The organism is Mariniflexile gromovii, assembly GCF_017814435.1.
GTDB classification, from domain to species: Bacteria; Bacteroidota; Bacteroidia; order Flavobacteriales; family Flavobacteriaceae; genus Mariniflexile; species Mariniflexile gromovii.
Genome location: NZ_JAGJCB010000009.1, coordinates 13,954 through 35,941, shown reverse-complemented (window position 1 = coordinate 35,941; position 21,988 = coordinate 13,954). Strand labels below are relative to the sequence as shown.

Annotated in this window: 22 protein-coding genes; 1 reads left to right on the top strand and 21 read right to left on the bottom strand. The window is 33.6% G+C overall.

Going from position 1 to position 21,988, the window contains the following annotated elements:
• Positions 1–4: 4 nt before the first annotated feature.
• The 14 genes from J8H85_RS10435 to J8H85_RS10370 form a co-directional block, all read right to left on the bottom strand.
• Positions 5–382: a nuclear transport factor 2 family protein gene (locus tag J8H85_RS10435; RefSeq protein ID WP_209655143.1), complete on the bottom strand. Its 378-nt coding sequence runs from the start codon at positions 380–382 to the stop codon at positions 5–7.
• Positions 375–872: an SRPBCC family protein gene (locus J8H85_RS10430; RefSeq protein ID WP_209655142.1), complete on the bottom strand. Its 498-nt coding sequence runs from the start codon at positions 870–872 to the stop codon at positions 375–377. The genes J8H85_RS10435 and J8H85_RS10430 overlap by 8 nt, the downstream gene beginning before the upstream one ends.
• Positions 873–891: 19 nt before the next feature.
• Complete coding sequence (locus tag J8H85_RS10425) at positions 892–1,473, bottom strand: YdeI/OmpD-associated family protein (RefSeq protein ID WP_209655141.1); 582 nt, start codon at positions 1,471–1,473, stop codon at positions 892–894.
• Between the two features lie 13 nt (positions 1,474–1,486).
• Positions 1,487–1,867 (bottom strand): DoxX family protein, encoded by a 381-nt coding sequence (locus J8H85_RS10420; protein WP_209655140.1) that lies wholly within the window; start codon positions 1,865–1,867, stop codon positions 1,487–1,489.
• Between the two features lie 6 nt (positions 1,868–1,873).
• Positions 1,874–2,335 carry an SRPBCC domain-containing protein gene (locus J8H85_RS10415; protein WP_209655139.1) on the bottom strand — a complete coding sequence of 154 codons (462 nt, stop codon included), beginning with the start codon at positions 2,333–2,335 and terminating at the stop codon, positions 1,874–1,876.
• Between the two features lie 42 nt (positions 2,336–2,377).
• Positions 2,378–2,869, bottom strand: a complete 492-nt coding sequence (locus tag J8H85_RS10410; protein WP_209655138.1) for an SRPBCC domain-containing protein — start codon at positions 2,867–2,869, stop codon at positions 2,378–2,380.
• 42 nt (positions 2,870–2,911) lie between these two features.
• Positions 2,912–3,364: a VOC family protein gene (locus J8H85_RS10405; RefSeq protein WP_209655137.1), complete on the bottom strand. Its 453-nt coding sequence runs from the start codon at positions 3,362–3,364 to the stop codon at positions 2,912–2,914.
• 42 nt (positions 3,365–3,406) lie between these two features.
• Positions 3,407–3,793 carry a DoxX family protein gene (locus J8H85_RS10400; protein WP_209655136.1) on the bottom strand — a complete coding sequence of 129 codons (387 nt, stop codon included), beginning with the start codon at positions 3,791–3,793 and terminating at the stop codon, positions 3,407–3,409.
• A 50-nt stretch (positions 3,794–3,843) separates the two neighbouring features.
• Positions 3,844–4,737 (bottom strand): alpha/beta fold hydrolase, encoded by an 894-nt coding sequence (locus J8H85_RS10395; protein WP_209655135.1) that lies wholly within the window; start codon positions 4,735–4,737, stop codon positions 3,844–3,846.
• A 1-nt stretch (position 4,738) separates the two neighbouring features.
• Positions 4,739–5,227: an SRPBCC family protein gene (locus J8H85_RS10390; RefSeq protein WP_209655134.1), complete on the bottom strand. Its 489-nt coding sequence runs from the start codon at positions 5,225–5,227 to the stop codon at positions 4,739–4,741.
• Between the two features lie 13 nt (positions 5,228–5,240).
• Entirely contained in the window at positions 5,241–6,203 is a 963-nt protein-coding gene (locus J8H85_RS10385) for an SRPBCC domain-containing protein (RefSeq protein ID WP_209655133.1), read from the bottom strand.
• Positions 6,204–6,214: 11 nt separating this feature from the next.
• A complete protein-coding gene (locus tag J8H85_RS10380; protein ID WP_209655132.1) occupies positions 6,215–6,544 on the bottom strand; it encodes an ArsR/SmtB family transcription factor in 330 nt (109 codons plus the stop codon).
• 159 nt (positions 6,545–6,703) lie between these two features.
• Positions 6,704–6,883, bottom strand: a complete 180-nt coding sequence (locus J8H85_RS18950; RefSeq protein WP_245243784.1) for a tyrosine-type recombinase/integrase — start codon at positions 6,881–6,883, stop codon at positions 6,704–6,706.
• Positions 6,884–7,603: 720 nt separating this feature from the next.
• Entirely contained in the window at positions 7,604–8,935 is a 1,332-nt protein-coding gene (locus J8H85_RS10370) for a tyrosine-type recombinase/integrase (RefSeq protein ID WP_209655131.1), read from the bottom strand.
• An 831-nt stretch (positions 8,936–9,766) separates the two neighbouring features.
• Here J8H85_RS10370 and J8H85_RS10365 point away from each other — a divergent pair.
• Entirely contained in the window at positions 9,767–12,307 is a 2,541-nt protein-coding gene (locus J8H85_RS10365; protein ID WP_209655130.1) for a pectate lyase family protein, read from the top strand.
• 97 nt (positions 12,308–12,404) lie between these two features.
• Here the strand turns inward: J8H85_RS10365 and J8H85_RS10360 are convergent, their stop codons facing one another.
• The 7 genes from J8H85_RS10360 to J8H85_RS10330 all read right to left on the bottom strand — a co-directional run bounded on the left by J8H85_RS10360 (position 12,405) and on the right by J8H85_RS10330 (position 21,890).
• The gene (locus J8H85_RS10360; protein ID WP_209655129.1) at positions 12,405–13,136 is read right to left on the bottom strand and encodes a rhamnogalacturonan acetylesterase; all 732 of its coding nucleotides are present in this window, start codon (positions 13,134–13,136) and stop codon (positions 12,405–12,407) included.
• 7 nt (positions 13,137–13,143) lie between these two features.
• Positions 13,144–15,165, bottom strand: a complete 2,022-nt coding sequence (gene pelA / locus J8H85_RS10355; protein WP_209655128.1) for a pectate lyase — start codon at positions 15,163–15,165, stop codon at positions 13,144–13,146.
• Between the two features lie 17 nt (positions 15,166–15,182).
• Positions 15,183–15,680 carry a cupin domain-containing protein gene (locus J8H85_RS10350; RefSeq protein WP_245243783.1) on the bottom strand — a complete coding sequence of 166 codons (498 nt, stop codon included), beginning with the start codon at positions 15,678–15,680 and terminating at the stop codon, positions 15,183–15,185.
• Between the two features lie 17 nt (positions 15,681–15,697).
• Positions 15,698–16,498: a T9SS type A sorting domain-containing protein gene (locus J8H85_RS10345; RefSeq protein ID WP_209655127.1), complete on the bottom strand. Its 801-nt coding sequence runs from the start codon at positions 16,496–16,498 to the stop codon at positions 15,698–15,700.
• 266 nt (positions 16,499–16,764) lie between these two features.
• Positions 16,765–18,963 (bottom strand): pectinesterase family protein, encoded by a 2,199-nt coding sequence (locus J8H85_RS19090; RefSeq protein WP_209655126.1) that lies wholly within the window; start codon positions 18,961–18,963, stop codon positions 16,765–16,767.
• Positions 18,964–18,986: 23 nt separating this feature from the next.
• Positions 18,987–20,372 (bottom strand): hypothetical protein, encoded by a 1,386-nt coding sequence (locus J8H85_RS10335; protein ID WP_209655125.1) that lies wholly within the window; start codon positions 20,370–20,372, stop codon positions 18,987–18,989.
• Between the two features lie 186 nt (positions 20,373–20,558).
• Complete coding sequence (locus J8H85_RS10330; RefSeq protein ID WP_209655124.1) at positions 20,559–21,890, bottom strand: pectate lyase family protein; 1,332 nt, start codon at positions 21,888–21,890, stop codon at positions 20,559–20,561.
• Positions 21,891–21,988: the final 98 nt, after the last annotated feature.

Sequence of the window (21,988 nt, the reverse complement as noted above, 5' to 3'; positions counted from 1 at the left end):
AGCTTTAATTTTCTTTGATAACGTAAGAATACATTTTTGTAATGATTTTACTTCCAGCACTTTTAAACTGATAAATATCACAAAACGCATAACTTTTATCTTTCATTTTCATGCTTCCGTTTACGGCTGCTTCTGCTCCATGGGTGATAATGGTAAATATACCCATCTCGTCTGCCACATAGTTTTTCATTTCAAGTACCGCTTTTTCAAAATGTGCTTTTCCTTCAATTTTTTTATCCCCATAAATAGTCCATTGAATATCCTCATCTACATGATTCAATAAAAAATCGGTATCGGCTGTAGCAAAAGCTATATTGAAATTTTTCAAAAATTCCTTTTTTGGAGCATTGTTGCAATCTGCTTGGATATTTATTTTAGTCATGATTGTTTTTTAAATTCATTAAAAGTTCGTCTAATGCATTGTGCGAATCGACCACACCATGTTCCATCCCCGAATTGACATGGCCATCTCTACTGGCTACAGATTTATAGATAGCTTGAATTGTTAATTTGCTTCTGTTGTTAGGTAATGCTTCAAAAGTGGCAAATTCTAAAGAAACTTCACCTTTCATGGGCAGTCCTTCAAATTCAAACGTTCTAATGATTCTCTCCGGTGGGCATACTTCGTGAATGGTACCGTTAAAGGCATATTCATTTCCCTCTTCATCTGCATGGATAAACCGCCATGCACCATGGGACTTGTTTTCATATGTATCAATAGACATTTTTAAGGTACAAGGTCCCAACCATTGGGTTAGCAATTCACGTTCAGTGAAAGCTTTGTACAATAATTCTCTAGGTGCATCAAACTCTCTAATTATAAAAAGTTCTTGTTTATTGGGTTCGGCAGAAATTATAGTTTTGTTTGGCATGATTTTAATTTTTAAGTTATTATTTATCATTTAATCCTTTACCTGCAATAATCTGTGGAATGCATTTTTCAATTCTAGAAATGCGGGTTTTAGATTGTTTGGGTTGGGAAAAGTGAAGTAAATAGCCTCTTTGTCTACCAGGGGTTAAAGCTTCAAAAGTTTTTTTTACTTCGGAATTGTTTTCAAGTACGGTTTGAAATTCTTCAGGCACATCAAATTCTTTGTTTTTTTTGAAAGGAACTTCTAAACCCAATTTTTCAATTTCGATGGCTTCAAAAATATAGGATTTAATGGTTGACTCTAAATCTATGATTTGTTGTGAATTAGTAAATCGAATTTGACGTGCTGCTTGTACATTTTCTGTTTGTTGAATTAGGATGTTATCAGTGTCCTTTAAAAGTGCTCCTTTGTGGAAAAGTAATGCACAATACTCTTTAAACCCATGTATCAGCACAACGTTCTTTCCTTGATAAGTATAACAAGGGTGCATCCATTTATAATCTTCGGTTAAAGTGGAACCCAGAACAATTTTTCTCAATAGTTTCATTTCTGCTTGCCATTTCTTAGCTTTATCTAAAAAGGTATCTACTTTTGAATTCATGCTCAATTACTCTTTATTTTTTTACAATTAATATTCTGCTTTCAGGTCTAAAATACCAGGAAATAATTGTTAAAACGATTAACAAAAGAGGACCAAAAAGTGCCACTAAATCGTCGCTAAGCACTATATGCGAGTATATAGCTCCTGACATTGCAAAGAAGAAACCAGCATAAGCCCATTCTTTTAACAAAGGCATCTTAGGAATTAAAATAGCTATGACACCTAAAATTTTCCAAACCCCTAAAAGGCTTAAAAAATAAATAGGGTATCCTAAATGTTCCATCATGTTTACTTCTTCTTCCATCTTAATTAATTGCACGATTCCTGTGGATGTCATTCCTAAGGCTAACCATATAGTTGCAATCCAATAAATGATTTTATTTCTTTTTGTCATCGTTTCTTATTTTAAGTGATTTATAACTTCTTGTAATTTATCATGTGCTCTATTGAGACCAAATTCAAAAGGTAATCTGAGCATATTATCTCTATCCGCTACCGATTTATATACCATTTGCATTGTTAGTTTACTTTTTGTTTTACTTAGTTTTTCAAATTCAAAAAATTCCAGTTGAGTAGGAAAAGAAGTGTTTTCCATTTCAAAAGTTCTAATAATTCTTTTATTAGGAAGAATTTCATGAAAAGTGCCATGAAAATTATGTTTGTTGCCTTGAGGATCGGTTGTTTCATAATGATAACCACCGTTTTTTTTGTTTTCTAGTTTCAATACATTAGTACCCATCCATTGTGCTACCAGTTCTGGTTCTACATGAGCTTTAAAAAGGAATTCTACAGGACTGTCAAATTCTCTTTCAATAAAAACTTCTTGTCTGTTGGGTGCTGCTTTTATGGTTGTTTTTGACATGATTTATTTGTTTTATAAATTAATCAAATGTGACTTATCTGCTTAAATTTTATTTTCTTTAATTAATATATCCAATTGCTCAAAAATAGCAACCACACCGCTTTCAAATCCACTTTGTACCATTTCATCTCTATCTTCAATCGAACGAAATACATTTTGTACAATAAGTTTTGTTTTGCTGTTGCCTAATTCCTCAAAAGTGAAAATTTCTAAACACACTTGTCCGCCTTTTGGCTGGTTTTCCATTTCAACAGTTTGAATCATTCTTTGAGGTGGCAAAATTTCGTGAATTACTCCTTTGAACATGCAATAAATTTTATCTGCTCCATCAGAATGTGTCCAACTGTACGAACCACCGCTTTGGAAATTGGCATAATTGAATTTCATTTTTATTCCAAAAGGGGCATAAAATTGCAACAGTATTTCAGGTGTAGTAAATGCTTTGAATACTAATTCCCTTGGCGCATCAAATTCTCTGGTTATAAAGAGTTCTTGTTTGTTGGGTTCTGCTGTTATCTTAGTTTTTGTTGACATGGCTAAGTCACTTTTAGTTTTATAATTAAATGAAAATGAATGCTATCTTTTACCAATTTCTTCTGCTAACCCTATAAGAAGTCCTTCTGTTCCTCGAATGTAGCAAAGTCTATAGAAGTTCTCGTATTGAACGATTTCGCCCACGAGTTCAGCGCCTTGTTTAATAAGTCTAGATGCCATGTCATCTATGTCTTCCACAGTGAACATAGCACGTAGGTAACCAAGAGCGTTCACGGGTGCCTTTCTGTGATCTGATATAATGTGAGGTGTTATAAATTTTGAAAGTTCAATTCGACTATGGCCATCAGGAGTAACCATCATTGCTATTTCTACCTTTTGAGAACTTAGTCCAGTAACACGACCAGCCCATTCACCTTCTATAGTTCCTCTTCCTTCGAGTTTTAATCCTATCTCCGAGAAGAATGAAATAGCATTGTCTAGCGATTCTACCACGATACCAATATTGTCCATTCTTAATAATTTATTCTCCGTCATTATTTTGTTTTTTATTAAGTTTTACTGAGTTGATTCCTTGCTTTAATTGGACAGCAATGCTTTTAGTTTGTTATTTCGCAACCAAATACTTCCCCATACAACAATTCCAAAAATCACTGGAAAAAAAAGATTGAATATGGGATCTTTGTGAATAACGTGTGTTGCCACTGCACCACCAAGCCAGCCTGTTATGAGGATAGCACCAATGGTTACTGTTCTAGGAATAGCATATAAAATGATAGCAATAAGTTGAACAATGCCTAAATAGAGCATAGTTTCTCTAGGATATCCCATAGCGATTGCTCCTTTAATAGCTTCTTCATTTTGTGAAAGGTTCATAAAGGCTCCCATTAAGAACATTAACACTATAATTCCTTGTAGAATGTATGATATCCATACAATTGCTTTAGATTTTTTTTTAGTTTCCATAATTATTTTTAGTTTGTTAATTATTTGAATGCTTTTAAAGGTTTTAAAAACTATTCATTTTTATCATTTCCTTTGGCTAAGAAATTATTTATCAATGGAATGATAACAAAGTCAGTTTCTTGATAATTTGGTTTTAATGTGGTTATTTCTCCCATATATGTGCCGTGACCACCTGGAACAATTGCTAATTCAGAATTTGGAATAAATTTTTGCATTTCAATGGCGTGTTCAGGAGTAACAACATCCGTGTCTCCAATAACGATTAAAGTAGGTACTTTGATGGATTTTATTTGCTCCTCTGAAATGTTCGTAAAAGTTTGCATTCTTTGTACATCTCTTTTATACATTTGATGAAGTGCTATGGTATCTGGGTTTATTTTTAGAAATTCATCTTTGTAAATTTGTGGCATACTTTCAAATGAGGGTTTACTCATCATATCCCAAAACCAATCAGGAGCGCCTGATTTTTTATAAAATGTAGATGCTACAATAATTTTATGGGTCATTTCTGGATGTCGAATGGCAAATTGAAGCGTTGTACTTGCTCCATTACTGAAACCAAAAATGGATGCTTTTTTAATATTGAGTTGCTGAAGCAATGAGGCAATATCATCAGCATCTTGCTCAAATGCGAGTGGCGTATCTCGGTCAGCCGTATGCCCGTGAGCTTGCATCTCGACAGCAATTACTTTATTCGTTTTTGCCAGTGTAGCTAAAATTCTTCCAAAAGTCGTTTGAATTGTAGAACCACCACCGTGAATTAAAACCAATGGATTGCCTTGTCCGTGAACTTCATAGTACATTTTTAGCCCATTTACTTCCATAAAACTAGAGGGATTATTTTCAGTTGCTTTCATTTGATTTCTTTCAATTTTATTTTTTGTGGCATTGCACGAGAATAGAATAAGTACTAATAATACTAAGTAAAAGCTTGTCTTTTTCATTCTAATTTTTTTGATGGAGAAACAATTGCATCTTAGTTAACATTTGTAACCAGCTAGGATAGGCGCCCGTCTTTTTAGCTAATTCTTGAGAAACCGTTTGATGCAATTCCATTCTTGTTTTAGTATTTTCTTTTTGGAAAGTGATGGTAACAAGTGTTTCCCCTGGCCAATCGGGATCCATTCCAATTTCGGTAGGATCTATGGGATTGCCTTTTTCATCTGCGTTAATCATTGTAAATACAATTTTCGAATTCGGTACAATTTCTTTGTATTCACCAATACACCAACAATCGCCATATTCAGGATTCGAAATGCACGAATGGAACTTTCCACCTGTTTCAATTTCAATATTTTTAAAATGAATTTTACAGCCATTTGGTGCATACCATTTCATCAATAATTCAGCATCTGTCCAAGCTTTCCAAACCAATTCTACAGGAGCATCGAATAGCTTGATTATGTTCACTTCTTGATTTTTTGATAGTTCCATAGTTCAAAATTCTTTAGATTGTATTTTTAAAATTAAACATCCAATTAATCTCATATTTGTCAGAACATTCTCCGAAAAAAGAACCAAAGAACATGTCTTCTAAAGGCATAGTAATGTTTCCTCCTTCTGAAAGTGCATTAAATAACCGCTGTGTTTCTTCTCTAGAATCAGGTTCAAGGCAAATGTGCATATTGTTTCCTTGGTTTAAAGTAAAGCCCATTTCTTTTGGGGCATCGGTTGCCATAAGTACATGTCCTCCAAGAATTGGCAACTCTACATGTAAAACCATTTCTTTAATGGATTCTGAAACTGGAGGGTGTCCAGATTCAGCAGGAATATCACCAAACCGTTGAATGCCTTTACCACTAAACTCTGTTTTAAAAACCGACTTGTAAAAATTGAAGGCTTCCTCGGTATTTCCTGGAAAATTAAGATAGGTAGTTACTCTTGGGTTATTATTGGTTTTTAACTCGTTTCTTAATTTGAATTTTTGCTGAATGTAATTATCTAGATTTTCAAGAGCAGCGGTAAATCCTTCCTTGAAGCCCATTTCTATAATTTTTTGAATATCTTCAACGTTGTCAAATGAAATTTCAATTTTCACTTCAGTGGAATCTTCGTTAGTTTCAAACCGATTGTTCCAAGTCATTTTAGGGAATTCTTCATTAGGAATACCTTTTTCATCACAAAAAGCATCTTTTGCAGAAAAACGGGAGTTTTCTTCAATCTTCAAATAATCAACACGACACCAATGTTTTTCTCCTTCTGGACTTAACATATAGTAATGCCAAAAACCACCTTCGCTAAAATCCATGGATTTAGTGATGGCTTTATAGGGTTTTGGCGCCCACCATTGGTCTAAAATTTCTGGTTCTGTCCAAGCGCTCCAAACGGATTTTAAAGGGGCGTTGAATTTTCGGGTTATGTGAAGTTTTTTGTTGCTTAAATCTTTCTTAAAAAGGGTTGCGTTTTTCATGTGATAAATAATTACTGTTCGTTTTTTGATTTTGATTGCATTTTTATTAGGAGTTGGTCTAATTGGTCAAAGCGTTGTTCCCACATTTTCCTAAAAGGTGCCAACCATTCTTCAACTTCATTTAAAGAATCTAATTTAACTTCACAATAGCGTTCCCTTCCTTGTTTTTCAACACTTATTAAACCACATTCTATGAGTATTTTCATGTGTTTTGAAATGGCGGGTTGACTGATATTGAAGTTTTCTGTAACGCTTGTTAGGTTCATGGGGTTGTTTGCTAGAAGTCCTATGATTTCTCTTCTCGTGGGGTCTGCTATGGCTTGAAATACATCTCTTCTCATTATCTTAATATATAACTATTCGGTTATAAAATTATATATAACCGTTTAGTTATGCAAATAAAATTTTAATTATTTCAAAATAAAATTGAGTAAGTCAATAAGGATAGTAAGAATACGGTATTTTAAGTTGGCCTAATTTTGATTCTTAAAAGCTAATTTTTATTTAAGAGTTCTCATATAGTAGCTCACTTTTCTGTTTAAAACCCTAGTATAATAATGTGTAGTTCTTAAATTTTTGTGTCCATGAATATTGCTAACACTTTCAATTGGAACTCCATTAGTAAGCGTTACAGTCGTTGAAACAGTGTGTCGAGTTATGTTGGGGTCAGTTTTTTTCAATTTCTCAAGCTCTGGCTATTTCTTTTAGATATGTACCCATCTTTTGGTTGGATAGAATTTGTAGGAGTTTATTTTCGTTGATGCAATTTGGACGATTTTTATATTTATCAATTGTCATTTTCGTTACTGGAAGAATTGGAATTTTTGAAGCTGATTCGGTTTTTTTCCTATAAATAGAAATCTTTCTTTAAATATTGAAGTTGGATATTATTTATGTCCTCATGAGTAAATTGGAATGGGCTATTTAATTGTGATGATAAATACTTACTCATTGAAGATAATACTATATAATATCAATTCTATGAATGTGAAAGTTTAGGATTAGGAGAATACTAGCAGTCTCCTGCATTGTGTCCGCAAAGAGGTGTGAAGTATTCGGTTTCTAGATTCAAAATAATTGATTTAAATTTTAATTTAAATTTTTCATATGATATTTTAATTGAGGAAGAAATTCCAAAAACTACAGAAGTATTTTTATTTTAAGGTGCGCAAATTAGACTTTAAGAAAATAATCATTGTTAACACCTTTAATTAGATTGAAAACAAGCAATCTGTTATAAACCAGTATTTTGTATTGTTTTTTTAAGAAAGAGATTCCAATAGTCTATAAATTTTATTAGTGATATCAAGGTGTTTCAAATTTTAAATTACCCTAGCGGAACCGCTTTTTTAAGTATCAGGTGTTCTGAAGTAATTTCAATATAAATTAACACAAATTATTTAAAAATTAACAACACTATCTAAAGCATCATCGGTATCCTTATGAATAAAATTAGCCTGATAATTTAATGTTGTTTTTAAATCGCTGTGGCGGTACAATTTCTGGAGCATTAATGGATTAATCTTGTCCCCGGCTATGTTTCCAAAGCTATGTCTTGCAATATGGTTAAATAGATTTTTATCAATATCGCAAAGTAGAGCAATACGTTTTAAAAACTTATTGAACAATTTGGTGGCATTTCTCGTTTTTATAAAAATATCTTCAGCATTGCTGCAATCAGCATTCCGTAAAAACGGGAATACATAACCATTATTTTGATTACTTTCATTTTTATAGAACTTTAATATAGCAGCTGCTTTGTCAGGGATTTTTAAGCTTAAAGGTTTTTCATTCTTGTTCATTACATAGAACAAACGATTATCTTTAAAGTCAGACCATTTTAATTGTACAATATCTGAAATACGAATCCCAGCAAAATAGAAGGCTACAAGCCATACATTATGTGTATGCCAAATTGAAGACCATTTTTCTAATTCCAAATTTTCAATACGTTCTATCTCTTCTATAGTCAGTCCTATTTTATGGCTAGAGCCTATCTTAATTTTTTCTTTTTCATTGGCAAAGGGATAAAATTTAATATCAATGACATTTTCTTTGATAGCGATATTGAAAAGGGTACGGATAAAAATAAGTTGATTAGTTATTGTTCGGGTTTTATGACCCAGGTAGGTAATGCAAAATGTTTTATATTTTTTAATAAAAACTTCATCTATATCTTGAAAATTGAGTTTTTGGTTTTTCTTAAAATAGGCAACTGCATCTATAAAAGAATATTCAGCTTTTCGACCATTACTTATACGTTCCTTCCTGCGATTTTTTATACCGTTAATTATTTCTGATTTATTTAACGAACGTTTTAAAGTAATAAACTCTTCTAAATTATAAAGGATGGACAATTCTGACTTTGCAACAGAGAATGTGCCTCGATTATATTTAGTTTCTATCCGTTCACCAGCGACTGAAAAAAAGGATTTTTGACCCCCTGGCCCGATTACCTTTTTTTTCATTTCTTTACTAGAAATTCTGTCATTTACTTCAAAAGAAATATCATTAGCTTCAGTCAATTTTTTCAATAAAAAATTATTGATTTTTTGAGAATTAGGGTGTGTTCGTTTCACTTTTCCTTTAACTTCATCCCAATCCTTTTCATAGATATATATACCTATAAAGCTATAGTTTGTTTTATAATCTTTGCTAATTCTTAATGCCAATGGTACAGTACCATCTTTACGCAGTTTGTTTTTACGAATTACAATTTTTATGGATGACATAAGCCTTGTTTTTATAATTAGTATTTGGTGTCATTTAAATAATTCAAAAAATGGGTACAGAATATGTGTTTGTAAGCGTAAAATAATAGTGCTAATATTCTGTTGTACATTTTAGGTCAATGCCTATTTCAACTATACTTTACAATGTCTTTTAGGTTAGTATAAAGATAAAAAAAATAATTCAAAAATGGGTACAGAATAGGTACAGAATTATTTGATTTTATATGGTTTAATTGGTGTTGAACAAAATTACCAATAGCATAACTAATTGATTTTGAGGTAATTTGATTAAAATTGATTCTGTAATCTTTAGGCTCATAACCCGAAGGTCATTGGTTCGAACCCAGTTCCCGCTACTAGAAAAATCAAGCCTTTACAGAAATGTAGAGGCTTTTTTTATTGTACATAGTACAGAATAAGTACAGAATAAGGACTGTTTTAATCTTTAACATATTCATTGCTTTTATTTCTTCTTTTTCAAGATTGTCTTGGATTAAAACTCTGATGTAATTGTGCAACTTAATAATTTAAAGGCGAAATATTTATATCTAAAATTAATTCTATTATAACTTTAGTCTAATATTTTGAGTTTTGTAATCTATATATTATGATATTATGTAATAATATTTTTTAAGAAAGCCGACAAAACTTTTAAAGTTGCACACTAAATATTACACGATAAGTTAATAATCTAATATCTAACAACACTTTATCGATTTTATTAAAATTTTGTGGTTTAATTTAAAAAAAAAGCTATGTTTGTGTAATCGATTACAAGATGTTTTAATTAGCTAATATAGCTTATAAGTGTAAACTAAATTCTAATATAACATGAAAAAATTACTACTTTGTTTAACCATCATGTTGAGCTCGTTATATACTTGGTCACAATCAGTGAATATTACTGAAACAGGGGGTTGGTTTGAAACGGCTTATGTAAAATGGGATTCTGTTTCGGGAGCAGATAGTTACAATGTTTACTTTAGTGGAGAAGGGCTGAGCAACCAGAAAATTGATAACCCATTAATTAGAAGTTATGGAAGTTATTTCCGGGCAGATATACTGGGTTTAAAAGCGGGTTCATATACAGTAACCGTTAAGGCGGTCGTTGCAGCTGTTGAAGAAACCACAGGTACAACAACCGGTACCATTACAGTATTGCCACACGATCGTAATGGGTTTGCTTTTGCTAAAGGAAGAGTTCCGGGAGCCTATAAAATGGATGGAACACCAAAAACCGGAGCGGTAATTCTTTATATTACTGAAGAGACAAAAAACACTGTGTCTATGGTTGTTACAGGAGCCAATGCTAATCCCTGTGTGGGTTTACAAACTATTCTAGATGGTTTTAAAAAAGGAAACGATACACGCCCTTTAATTGTGCGTTTGATTGGACAAATTACAGATCCTAGTTATTTATTGGGAGGTGATGTTGTTATAGAAAACAAAAATAACGCATCAAGCTACATTACATTAGAAGGTGTGGGTGAAGATGCCGTTGCCGATGGTTGGGGCATTCGTGTTAAGAATGCAACCAATATTGAAATACGAAATCTGGGTACTATGAACTGCAATAGCAGTGAAGGTGATAATATAGGTTTACAACAAAACAATGATTATATCTGGGTACATCATATTGATTTCTTTTACGGAGATGCAGGTGGTGATGCTGATCAAGCCAAAGGCGATGGTGCCTTGGATTGTAAAAAATCCAAGTACGTCACATTTTCATATAACCATTTCTGGGATTCAGGAAAAAGTAACCTTTTAGGGTTAAGTGAGAGTGGTGACACCGATTTGTATATAACTTACCATCATAATTGGTATGACCATTCAGATTCTCGTCATCCACGTGTACGTTATTATTCTGCCCATATTTACAATAATTATTTTGATGGGAATTCTAAATACGGTTCAGGCTCTACCGAAGGCTCATCGTTATTTGTAGAAGGAAACTATTTTAGAAACAGTAAAAACCCTATGATGATTTCTATGCAAGGTACCGATGTTTGGAGCGAATCTAAACAATTGAATGACCCAAACAATCAAGGAACTTTTTCAGGAGAAGATGGAGGCATCATAAAAGCATTTAATAATACATTTGATGCCGATAATGGCACCAACTCCATGCGTTTTGTGGCTTATGGTGATTCATCTTTTGATAAACCAGGTAATAACGGTTCTATGGTAGATTTTGATGCCTATGTAGTTAGCAACCGAGGAGATATAGTTCCAAATACTGTAAAGTCGTTTAAAGGAATCAACACTTATAATAACTTTGATACAGATGCTTCATTGTATATTAAAAACTTGGTTATTGATACACCAGCAGAAGCTAAAGCGAAGGTGATGCAATATGCAGGACGTATGAATGGTGGCGATTTTAATTGGACTTTTGTACCCGCAGATGATACATCTTCTACAGTAAATCCACCTTTAAAAGCAGCCCTAGTTAATTACGAAACAAGTTTAGTATATATTCAAGGAGAAGCAGTACCAAGCACCCATACGCTTGTGGTAACAACAAGCAACGCCAGTCAAGATGTAGTTGAAGGAGAAGCTATGGAAACCATTATGATAACTTGGGGAGGGGATGCCACTGATGCTTCGGTAAGTGGGTTGCCAGCTTCGGGATTAAGTTTTGTAAAAGATGCTTCAGCTAAAACAATTACCATTACAGGTACTCCCACAGCAAATGTTTCATATTCTGTAACAACTATTGGTACTGTTGGCACTCCAATATCAGAATCGGGAACCATCACTTTAGTACCGCCAGGAAGTACCACTGGAGAAGAGATTCATAATTTTACGGTTTCTGAAAAAGTGAGTACGTTCTATAACATTTCAGGAAATATGAATTCTACTAATGGTTCTGTATCTTATGATGGATTGACCTTAACAAGACGATTGAAAATTGAGTCTGCTACATTTATTAATTACACAACTACAGCAGTGTCAACCTTAACCTTGGTTTTTGATTCTAGTTTTACTGGAAAAATTAAATTAGATGGTGTGGATTACACAGCATCAGCAGGTATTGTAAATATTTCAGATATTCCTGTGGGTTCACATTCAATAACAAAAAATAACACAGCAAACCTATTCTATATAAAAACTGTATATAATACATTGGGTGTAAAAGATAACAAATTGGTAAAATTAAAGCTGTATCCTAACCCTGTTACAAGTAGCTTTGAAATAGCATCAATAGCAAATATTGAACAAATTCAAGTTTATAATATGGTGGGTGCTTTGGTAAAGCATATTAGAAATTCAAAAACTGTTGATATTAGTAATTTAAGCAGTGGAAGTTATTTGGTGAGCGTACAAACCAATCAAGGAATACATAAACAAATTATAGTAAAAAAATAAAAAAGACTTTTTAATAGCAAATTAGTAAAATGATAGGGGTTCGATTTAACAATAAATCGAACCCTTTTTAATTACAAAGTTTTAAAATAAATCTACATTATTTAATATAATTGATTAAACTAGGTACTTGTTTTTTTAATTGGAGCGTAGCAAGTTTAGCTATTTCTGTAGCACCTAGTTTTGAAAGATGCGTATCATCATGCTTTCCTTCTTTATAATATGAATTTTCACCAGGTTCAAAATGTAAGTGAAGCTTTTTTGACCCTTCAACACCGTAAGATTCTTCTAGTTTTTCAGTTAAATATTGAAGGTCTATAAATGCCACTTGGTATTCTTGAGCTACCAGCCTTACTTCTAAAGGATACGCACCATGCGTATCAACCAAAGTGCCCGCATCATTGAAATTTCTTCGAGCAATAGATGAAAACAAAACAGGTATAGCGCCTTTTTCTCTAGTTTCTAAAACAAACTTTATTAAATTATAACGGTAGGAGGTATGCGGATTTGTATAGCGGTTGGGGTCATTTATTTTTTGATCGTTATGTCCAAATTGAATAAAAACATAATCGCCCTTTTTCAATGTTTTAAGCACAGCATCCCACTTATTTTCGGCTGTAAAACTTTTGGAGCTTCTACCATTTACGGCTCTGTTGTCAATTATTACCTCTTCATTAAAAAACTGAGGTAAAACTTGCCCCCAACCATATTCCGGATTTGTTTCAGGGTTCTCTTTATTGGCCATGGTGGAGTCGCCAATTAGATAAATAGTAGTTTGTTGTGCCATACAACTAGACATAAACAGGCATAAAATAATTAATTTAATTTTCATAATACATTCAGTTTAAATACCATTTTGCATTTTCACTATCGGATTTAAGGATATTTTCAATAGTATATTTTTTTGCTTCCGATTTTTTTAATTGGTGCGACCATTTTACTCTGCTTTCGGGTTGATAGCCAGCACCTATACATTGGTATTCAACATAAAATGAGTGAGTTTCGGCTTCTTTATTGTTCCAATTGTTCCAACCTTCAGGCTTTATATGTTTGCCCATTTCGCAACCTATAAAAACGGTTTTAGCATAGGTTCGCCAGGGGCGTCCTAAAAAAACTTCGGTTACGTTCTTGTCAGCAATTAGTTTACAGTTTTTAAATACAAACCCGAAATCTTGATTTTTAGGTGTTGATGCTGCCGTAATATATGAATTGGTTTTACTGTTAATCACACAACCTTCAAAAAACACGGTAGCTTCACCAAAAATAAAATCGGTACTTCCTTCAATCAAGCAGTTTTTAAAGTAGTTTTTAAATCCTTCGCCAGTAGTGTAAAGCGTATCTTGAAATCCTAAAAGTGCGCAATTTTCAAAATAACATCTAGTGGCATTTACAGATAGTGCTATGGCTTGCCCTACGGGACCGGATGTGTTTTGAATTGTGATGTTTTTTGCAATAAAATCATTGCCTTCAACCAAAAGCGTTGATGTGTGAAAAGTGCTGTTTCTTCCTAAATCAATTTTACCAAAAAAATCATTAAAAGTAATAATGGTGCTTTCTTTACTCTCTCCAATTAAAGACACTTTTGTGTTCCAGGAGTATATATGTGCCTTTTCATTATAAATACCATTTCTAACGTGTATAAAAACGCGTTGGTATGGAAATGCTTTTGATGCATTTATGGCATCTTGGATGGTTTCGAAATCGCCTGTACCATCTTTGGCAACCACCATGTTATAGTCATCTTTTGGTGATTTTACTTTTTTTTCGGAAGACAAACTATCATATTTCTCTTTCCATTTAGGGTATTTTTTTAGTACTTCCTTAGGCTCGTTGGTGTACCATCCATAGCCGTTTCGTCGTTCTTCACCAATTTCGGCCAATGTTTCTTTTTTAATACCATCTCTATCGCAGAAAAAGGGTTTGTTATCCTCTAAATTCATAAAACGTGCCCAAAGCGGTGGAGCATCAGCATCTGGCACCATTTTTTTGTCAATTATTTTCCCTTTATCGTTGTAAATACGTTCTTCTCTTAATCCCGTTATTTTTACTTTCTCAAACCAAACATAAGCACTATTTACTGCTGTTATAATAGCGTTGGAAGGGTTTTCAATATCCATTAAAAGCAATACGATTTTAGCCGATTCTTTACCGCTTAAAGAAGCCAATTCATAAGCTCTGGCATTGGTAGGTAATAAGGTGTTTTCGTCGTGTTGTGCACACCAACTTGTTAAAACACCATTTTGTTTATATTGGGTTTTTATGATGCAATCAATCCCTTTATTGAATGCTGTTTTTACACGTTCGATGGTTTCTTCAGAGGGTTTAATTGAAAAGTAATCGGTTTTGTTTTTAATTTCCTTTAGCACATTAAGAATATGTACCATAGAATCGTCGTTGTAAGTAATATGGGTGTAATACCCTTTTTTTAGAGGATAAAATTGAGGCCAACCGCCATTTTCATATTGTGCTTCCAAAATATAGTTTAAGCCTGCTAAAAATGCTTTTTTGTAACGTTCGTCAGGTACTTGTCTATAAATTTTAGACAGGAATAGCATTTCGTTATAGGTAGCGCCATTATCAGTGGTGCATCCCTTAGGCGTATCTTTTAAAGCTAATAAATTCTTTTTTTCTGTATCAGAAAGTGGTTTATGCATTTGAATATTTTTCTCCCAACCACCTATGTTTCTTTGGTAAAGCAATACATTTTCCGCTATGTCCTTTGCTTCTTGTGATGCAAACCAAGAACCTTCTTCCATTTGGGTTATTTTTTCCCAAGATTTATCCAGAATTTGTGCTTGGAGAATTGTTGATGCCAAACAAGTTACAAATAGCGTTAATATATTTCTTTTTAAAAAATTCATGTGTACTTACTTTTTATTTAATTCTGTTCGTATTTTTTTATGACCAAATATTTTAATTCGGTATCTCCAACATTACTGATGCCATGCATGGAATTGGACGGACAGTAAAAACTGGTGTACGCACCTGCAGTTTGGGTTTTTCCATCAAGGTAAAATTCTGCAGTGCCTTCTAAAACAAAAAAGAACTCGTCTTCAATGTGTTGGTGTGGAGCATGTGTTGATTTATGGGGAGCCACCACACTCAATTTAAGCGTTCTGCCATCAATAAAATCTTTATCGGCAAACCAATACTGATAACCTACATTGGTGCTTACAGCTTTTTCCATTTTAAATTGGTTTACACAATTTTCGATAGTATACGTTTTTATAGAATCATTTAAAACCTCATTTTTTTGTTGAGCATAGGTTAATGACACTAAAATTAGTGAAAATAGTAAACAACCTTTTAATTTTTTCATTTTAAAGCCTATTTGTTTATATTGAAAAGGATACCCAATGGATATCCTTTTTTTCATTTAGAGTTCGTCTTTTTTTAATGCGTTAATAGTTTAACGGATTTTTGTCCTTCAGAGGTTTTTATAGTGGCAATATATAACCCAGATTTGAAAGAGAAATCCATATCGCTATTGGTTTTAAATTCTTTAACCAAGGCACCAGTAATGCTGTATATTTTAATTTCAGAACTAGATTTAACGTTTGAAACAAATATTCTGTTACCTAAAGCTTGCAAATTTGTTGAAATAGGAAAGGCTTTGTCGTTCAATCCAAGAGTAGGCGTGGTAACATTAGCACCTGTTACTTCAATTTGATAAATATTGCAAGCAGCATCACCATATATGTAATATTTACCTGAAGCACTAGGAGAACATGTGATAATTGCAGAGTCTCCATTAGAACCTCCTGTACCACTATCATTAGTGGTTTCTGAACCTATAAGAGTAGTGCCGGCAGTTACAAAAAGGGTACGCGTTGTTCCGTTGCTTCCAGTTTTAAACCAAACTTTCACTGTACATGCTCCATCAACATTAAAATACAAATAACGTTGTACAGGTTGATAATCAGGAGGAGTGGCACCACCACCTCCATTCATTTGAAAACGAATAGAACGTACCAAACTGTCTGTAAATGTAATGTTACTTTGATTAACTGCCCCAAAATTAGTATTGGTAGCAATAGGGAACATACCAAGTTGATCTACTACCTGTTCAGATGAACCTATGCCAGAGCTTGTTGGCCAAGAACCATCACTAAAGTTCCACAACTTAGTCTGTGCTTGTAAAGTCACCGTAAAAAGTATTACGGGTAAAAGAAATAAAAGTAATTTTTTTTTCATGTTTGAATAGTTTTAAAGTTAGTATTAGTGTTATCGATTACATTACGTATAGATAAATATAATGTAATCGATTATCTAAAATAGATAAATATTTGTAAAAAGCGAAAATATTAACAGTTAATTATTGATATTTTTAGATTAATTCGATGAATAGCTTTTTTAGCCGATTTAATGTGGGTTCTTGGATTTTTTCTTCTTATTGTATAATAAAAAAGGAGGAAAACATCAAATTAACCTCCTTTTTTATTTTGTTATCAATCTAATAATTAGTGTGTTATTAATTTCATTGCCTTATGTCCATCGGCGTCTTTAATGGTTACTATCCATAAACCATTTTTAAAATCAAAATTGGTATCTGTTTTTGTTTCAATAGTTTTAACCAAAGCTCCTGTAATATTGTAGATATGTATTTGGGTTTTCGATTTTACATTGTACACATGTACTTTACCACCATAACCAGCAACATTTACATTTGATGCTGTTTTAACAAAATCACCTATACTTAGGCTATTTAATTCTGCAATGGGATCCCAATTATCATTTCCTTTTGTGAAGTTAAACGTATTGATGGCTGTTCCATCATGTGTTAAAGTAGGAGAGGTTAAGACGGTTGACCAAGAAGCACGATTTGCAGAATTATCAATACCGGAAGCTAATTCTATAGTTCCGAATTCATACATTTTGTTTGATTCACCGCCTAATGAACTTGTCCAACCCACGGGTGAAATTAAAGACAAGCCTTCAGAACCAGGAAAGGTAGATGCATCTATTGTTGTATTGTAAAACACGACTTCGCTTGTGTTTGGCGCCCAAGGACGCCCATAATATCCAGGTTTTGAACCGTAAGTTGAAGCAGATTCAATTCCTGGTATTGGCGATTTTACATGGCACTCATACATAAGATAACCTCTTCCGCTAGATTGTTGAGCAGCTGTTATATAAGCAGCATCACTACTGTGGTCACTTGTGTTTAAAACAAAATCTGTTTGGTAAAAAACAGCTGTCATTGGTCCGAAAATATAATCAACGGCTCCCATCATGACACCTTTATAAACAACAACCCTCGCATTTGTTCCACCAAAAAATGAATCTTGTCTACCAATTACACGGCAATTGTTCAGTATCACTTTATCGGTATTGTTTGCAATACCAATAGCTGCCGCCTGGGTAACATAACCAGCAGCTCTGTTTTGAACACTGGTGTTGCCATAATTTGTGGGTCGAACCGGATCTGAGGCTTTAGGCTGCACTACATCTTGCGATTCTTTAAGGGAAATATACTGATTAAATGAGTTCTCTAAAATGATATTTTCAGCAGTAAATCCATTTGCTGCCACTACAACGGTAGCGTTCCAATACGATGAACCATTACCGGTTCCTTCTTGATTTACATAATTTGTATAACCATTGGCTTTATTTACAGCCAGAACATCGGCATGCCATTTATTGTCTGTACCTTGACTGAAGAAATTGTATTTTTGTCCGTAATACGACGTAATTCTTACGGCATTGGCATTAATATCTACACCTGCATTTAAAATGGCAATACTTGGGCTGGAAGCTGAATTTTTTAAAGTAACATTCGGACTGTTTATAACAAGCATTTCTTCGTAGTTACCAGGATCTATTAATACATTGACACGTTCATTTCCAGAACGATCCATTAATGCAATGGCATTTAGAGCTTCATTGATGGTTTGATACTCTTTATTAGTACCAACTGTTATTGTTGGACTATATGTTACAACGTCTAAAATTTTTATAGAAACAAAATAAGAAGTGCCAGCTGTTGTTAGTGTTACAGTACCATCAGAAACCCCTGAGTACACATATTCTGTGGTAATTTTGGTTCCTGTTGAATTAGAAGTATTGGTGATTGGTGCCCCACCTTCAATGGAATAGTTCGACTGATAATAATCGGTTATTAGGACTTTTTCTCCAACCTTTACAGGAATACTGATGGTAGCACCAGATGAAGCTAATAAATCGCCATTTGTTCCTCTTACATTCACACTACCTGTAAACATAAGGCCTTTATATGCCGTAGCCGAAGTTATATTACGATCGTTAAATACCCATTCTTTTAACGGAATGAACGTTAAATCTTTTGATGTATTCGCACCCGAAATACTTAGGTTTGACGTTAATGCCAAATCAACAGGGTAGGCGTCTAAACCTGCATAAGTAATCGTGTATGTACCATTGCGTAAGGCTACTGTTGATACATCTGAAAAAGTGTATGAGTAACCAGGTTCATTTTTATTGGTAAACGTTAAGCTTAATGAACTCTTTTGAGATGCCTCTAAACCAGGTGTATTTATAGTAACATTATATAAAGGTTTAAGTGTAAAATCAATATCCGCAGTTTGATTAGCAGCACCTATGGTAATGGTATTCGCTAAAATTTCGTAATCATTTACACTATCGGCAGTAATGGTATATTCTACACCAGCTTCTAGATTCACACTATATGTAGATGCCGTTTTATTTATTGAAACAATAGGAATATAACTTTATTGGCAACTGGGTCTGGGGTATAGTGCAATACCAGATCGGTAAGGTTTGATAAGCCTGTTATAGTACCATTAACAGTATACAAATCCACTTGTAAAACCGTTATGTTATGAGTGGTAGTTGACTCGGTAACATTTAAACTTAATCCGTTTGAAATAACATACCCATTAGCGCCACCCAAACTAAGATTATAGGTGTATTCTGCAGGTAAGTTTATACTGTAAGTACCACTAGAGGCGACGGTTGAAAAAGTTTTACCGGCTTCATTTGTAAAATTGATGGTATATCCATTAGGTATTCCGGCAGCCATTGTTTCATCAATAGAACCAGTTACAGTTATATACCTAGCGGCTTTTCTGTAAACCCTAAAATAACTTGGTTTTCCTGAAGTATCGAATATTTGATAAGCTCCAGCTGATTTTGCAACAAATTTCAACAAGGTTTCAGCCGCAGGAACAGCAACAATATCTGTTTGAGCTGTTGGGTTTGCAACATACTTAAAATTGATGTTTCCTCCAGCATCAGTTCTAGCAGCTATAGTAACTTCATCATCTTCATTCAAATTTAAAGTTAAATATCTACCTGTGGCTCCACCAGAATTAATATATACTCTTCCTGTATAGGTAGTAGAGCTGGCTATATTGGTATCCCATCGGGTAAGGTTTGTGTTTGTTGTGCGTAATCGGTCGTTGCTTCCAGCAACAAAGCCTAAATCTCCTTCTGTGAATGAAGGTAAAACAACTCCAGAGGTGCCTGGGGCAGTGGCTCCATACCAAGCGTTAATTTTGGCTTCTGTTAACATATTATTATAGAGCACGTTGTCTAACTGTTGTGCGCCAAAATCCCAAACATCTGTTTTTGCTATTGTAATTTCAATATTTGTTACATCAATGGCAGGGGTATAGGCATTAGAACCACTAAATGTGAAGTATAGTGTAGAGGCACTTCCAGTATATGTAAATCCATAATAACCTGTCTGATCTGCCATTCCAGGATGCGAATCTATGTCAACATCTACAACCCCTAGTTCGGCACCACCAACGGTTGTTCCGCCACTCATATTGCCTGAACTATACACAGAGCCATAAAAGCGTATTGTGTTTTGCCCTTCGGGGACATCAATTTCCAAAGAATTCCCCGTTTTAAATACAACGCCATAACCAGCGCTATGCCATAAGCTTGTAGCAGATTGAGTTCTTATTTTTCCATCGGGACTGGTGGTAGAGGTTACCGGATCCCATTGAACTCCTGTGTTGGTAAAAGTTGATTGGTCTTTTAAATTGTAAGAGATCGTGGTTTGCCCGAGTGCTGAAATAGTAAATAGCAGCAAAGGAATCAAAATTAAGAATAGTTTCTTCATTGTCTTATAGTTTAGTTATTTTCATTTTAAAAAAGTAGGCAGACTAAGATTTGAGTTGTTTAAATTCATAAAAATCAATATTTATAAAAGTAATCGATTACATTAAGTTATAAAAAAAACGAATCGGTGTTATTAATTAAATAGATATGTCTTTTTGGCTTTCATTTTTTATTAAAATTTAAAAGTTTACTTCTTTATAATTTTCCAATTAACAGCCACATTGTCCATTTGTAGATGGCATATATAGAATCCTTTATCCAAACTAGATAAACTCAGTTCTAATTTTTTATTAGATGGTATTTCAGTTGAATAATTATATACTATTTGTCCGCTTATAGAATAAATTTTTATTATAGACTTACCAGCTAATTTATTAGTGAAATCAACATATAATTTATCATCAACAACAGTAGGGTAGTATTTTATTCCTAAGTCTTGAGCATTTTCAGCTAAACCTAAAGATCCTCCACAGCTCGAAATTTCTCCAGTAGAAGTTACTTGTAATGTTGCCCCAGCGCCACAAGTGGAGTCTGGTATATAAGTTGCAACATCATTAACAGGAAGTACAGTATAAGCATAGCTAGGTTTAGTTACAGTACCAACGTTTGAAACTCCGTTTATGCATCCATCAAATTGCAAACTAACAGTGCCACCATCAGAACTGTTGTAATTCTTATACACGGTTCCTACATAAGCAAAATTGGTATTTTCTACATAGCAGGTTAAATTATTGCTTCCACCACCCAAGCCCAATGCATTTGAATTTGAGACACCAACCGTATTGTAGTAACAGTTTAAAATATGCAATTGTCCGTTTCTAGATCTAGGCATTCTATCTTTACACCCGGCAGCCCAATAACAATTTTGAAAAGTTACGCTATAATGGCCATCACTAGGTGCATCTGTACTACTTGAGCCTATTAAATTTGAAAAACGGTGATCATTAGAGCCACCAGGACCACCTGCAACAGCTGGTTTAAGATAAGTGAATTTACACCAAGATACCGTTATATTATCGGAAGAGTTTTTAATATCAAAATTGCCATCTGTTCCATCTTGAAATTCACAATGATCTACCCACAAATTTACACAACCTTCTGAAGTAAGATTGTCACGACCATCTACATCATAAGCTCCCGGTCCTTCAAAAATTATATTTCTAATGATTACATTGCTAGAACCACTTTTCAAATTCAGAATACCAGAACCAGAAGCTGTTTGTTTGTTATTTACTAGTCTAGCTCCCGGTAAACCTAGTATGGTTTTATTGGTAACTACCTCGCTAATTTGTAATTCGGATGCTGAAAATGTAATAGTACCAGATACCAATATAACTTGTGGTGTGGTTAATTTGATTTTGGCTTTTAAATCGGTATAAGTAGTTACTGTTACGGGTGTTGCATTTCCACCTCCAGTAGTTGCAGCACCATAGCCTTCTGGTTGTGACATGTAATAATTCTGGCCTATAACATTGTAAACGCTCATAATAATAAGGCTTGTAAGTATTAATTTTTTCATATAAATATAGATATAGAGTTAAGTTAGATTTTTAGATGCGATAACTGTATCATTTTCAGTACAAATACACTAATGTAATCCATTACAAAAGTAATTTT

What these genes read in the sequence shown, in the direction of transcription:
- J8H85_RS10435 (WP_209655143.1), bottom strand. Translation starts at nt 382, where the DNA reads ATGACTAAAATAAATATCCAAGCAGATTGCAACAATGCTCCAAAAAAG.
- J8H85_RS10350 (WP_245243783.1), bottom strand. Translation starts at nt 15,680, where the DNA reads ATGAAAAAAAGGATATCCATTGGGTATCCTTTTCAATATAAACAAATA.
- J8H85_RS10405 (WP_209655137.1), bottom strand. Translation starts at nt 3,364, where the DNA reads ATGACGGAGAATAAATTATTAAGAATGGACAATATTGGTATCGTGGTA.
- J8H85_RS10345 (WP_209655127.1), bottom strand. Translation starts at nt 16,498, where the DNA reads ATGAAAAAAAAATTACTTTTATTTCTTTTACCCGTAATACTTTTTACG.
- J8H85_RS10365 (WP_209655130.1), top strand. Translation starts at nt 9,767, where the DNA reads ATGAAAAAATTACTACTTTGTTTAACCATCATGTTGAGCTCGTTATAT.
- J8H85_RS10390 (WP_209655134.1), bottom strand. Translation starts at nt 5,227, where the DNA reads ATGGAACTATCAAAAAATCAAGAAGTGAACATAATCAAGCTATTCGAT.
- J8H85_RS10395 (WP_209655135.1), bottom strand. Translation starts at nt 4,737, where the DNA reads ATGAAAAAGACAAGCTTTTACTTAGTATTATTAGTACTTATTCTATTC.
- J8H85_RS10420 (WP_209655140.1), bottom strand. Translation starts at nt 1,867, where the DNA reads ATGACAAAAAGAAATAAAATCATTTATTGGATTGCAACTATATGGTTA.
- J8H85_RS10360 (WP_209655129.1), bottom strand. Translation starts at nt 13,136, where the DNA reads ATGAAAATTAAATTAATTATTTTATGCCTGTTTATGTCTAGTTGTATG.
- J8H85_RS10330 (WP_209655124.1), bottom strand. Translation starts at nt 21,890, where the DNA reads ATGAAAAAATTAATACTTACAAGCCTTATTATTATGAGCGTTTACAAT.
- J8H85_RS10425 (WP_209655141.1), bottom strand. Translation starts at nt 1,473, where the DNA reads ATGAATTCAAAAGTAGATACCTTTTTAGATAAAGCTAAGAAATGGCAA.
- J8H85_RS10430 (WP_209655142.1), bottom strand. Translation starts at nt 872, where the DNA reads ATGCCAAACAAAACTATAATTTCTGCCGAACCCAATAAACAAGAACTT.
- J8H85_RS10385 (WP_209655133.1), bottom strand. Translation starts at nt 6,203, where the DNA reads ATGAAAAACGCAACCCTTTTTAAGAAAGATTTAAGCAACAAAAAACTT.
- J8H85_RS10335 (WP_209655125.1), bottom strand. Translation starts at nt 20,372, where the DNA reads ATGAAGAAACTATTCTTAATTTTGATTCCTTTGCTGCTATTTACTATT.
- pelA (WP_209655128.1), bottom strand. Translation starts at nt 15,165, where the DNA reads ATGAATTTTTTAAAAAGAAATATATTAACGCTATTTGTAACTTGTTTG.
- J8H85_RS10415 (WP_209655139.1), bottom strand. Translation starts at nt 2,335, where the DNA reads ATGTCAAAAACAACCATAAAAGCAGCACCCAACAGACAAGAAGTTTTT.
- J8H85_RS10370 (WP_209655131.1), bottom strand. Translation starts at nt 8,935, where the DNA reads ATGTCATCCATAAAAATTGTAATTCGTAAAAACAAACTGCGTAAAGAT.
- J8H85_RS10380 (WP_209655132.1), bottom strand. Translation starts at nt 6,544, where the DNA reads ATGAGAAGAGATGTATTTCAAGCCATAGCAGACCCCACGAGAAGAGAA.
- J8H85_RS10400 (WP_209655136.1), bottom strand. Translation starts at nt 3,793, where the DNA reads ATGGAAACTAAAAAAAAATCTAAAGCAATTGTATGGATATCATACATT.
- J8H85_RS10410 (WP_209655138.1), bottom strand. Translation starts at nt 2,869, where the DNA reads ATGTCAACAAAAACTAAGATAACAGCAGAACCCAACAAACAAGAACTC.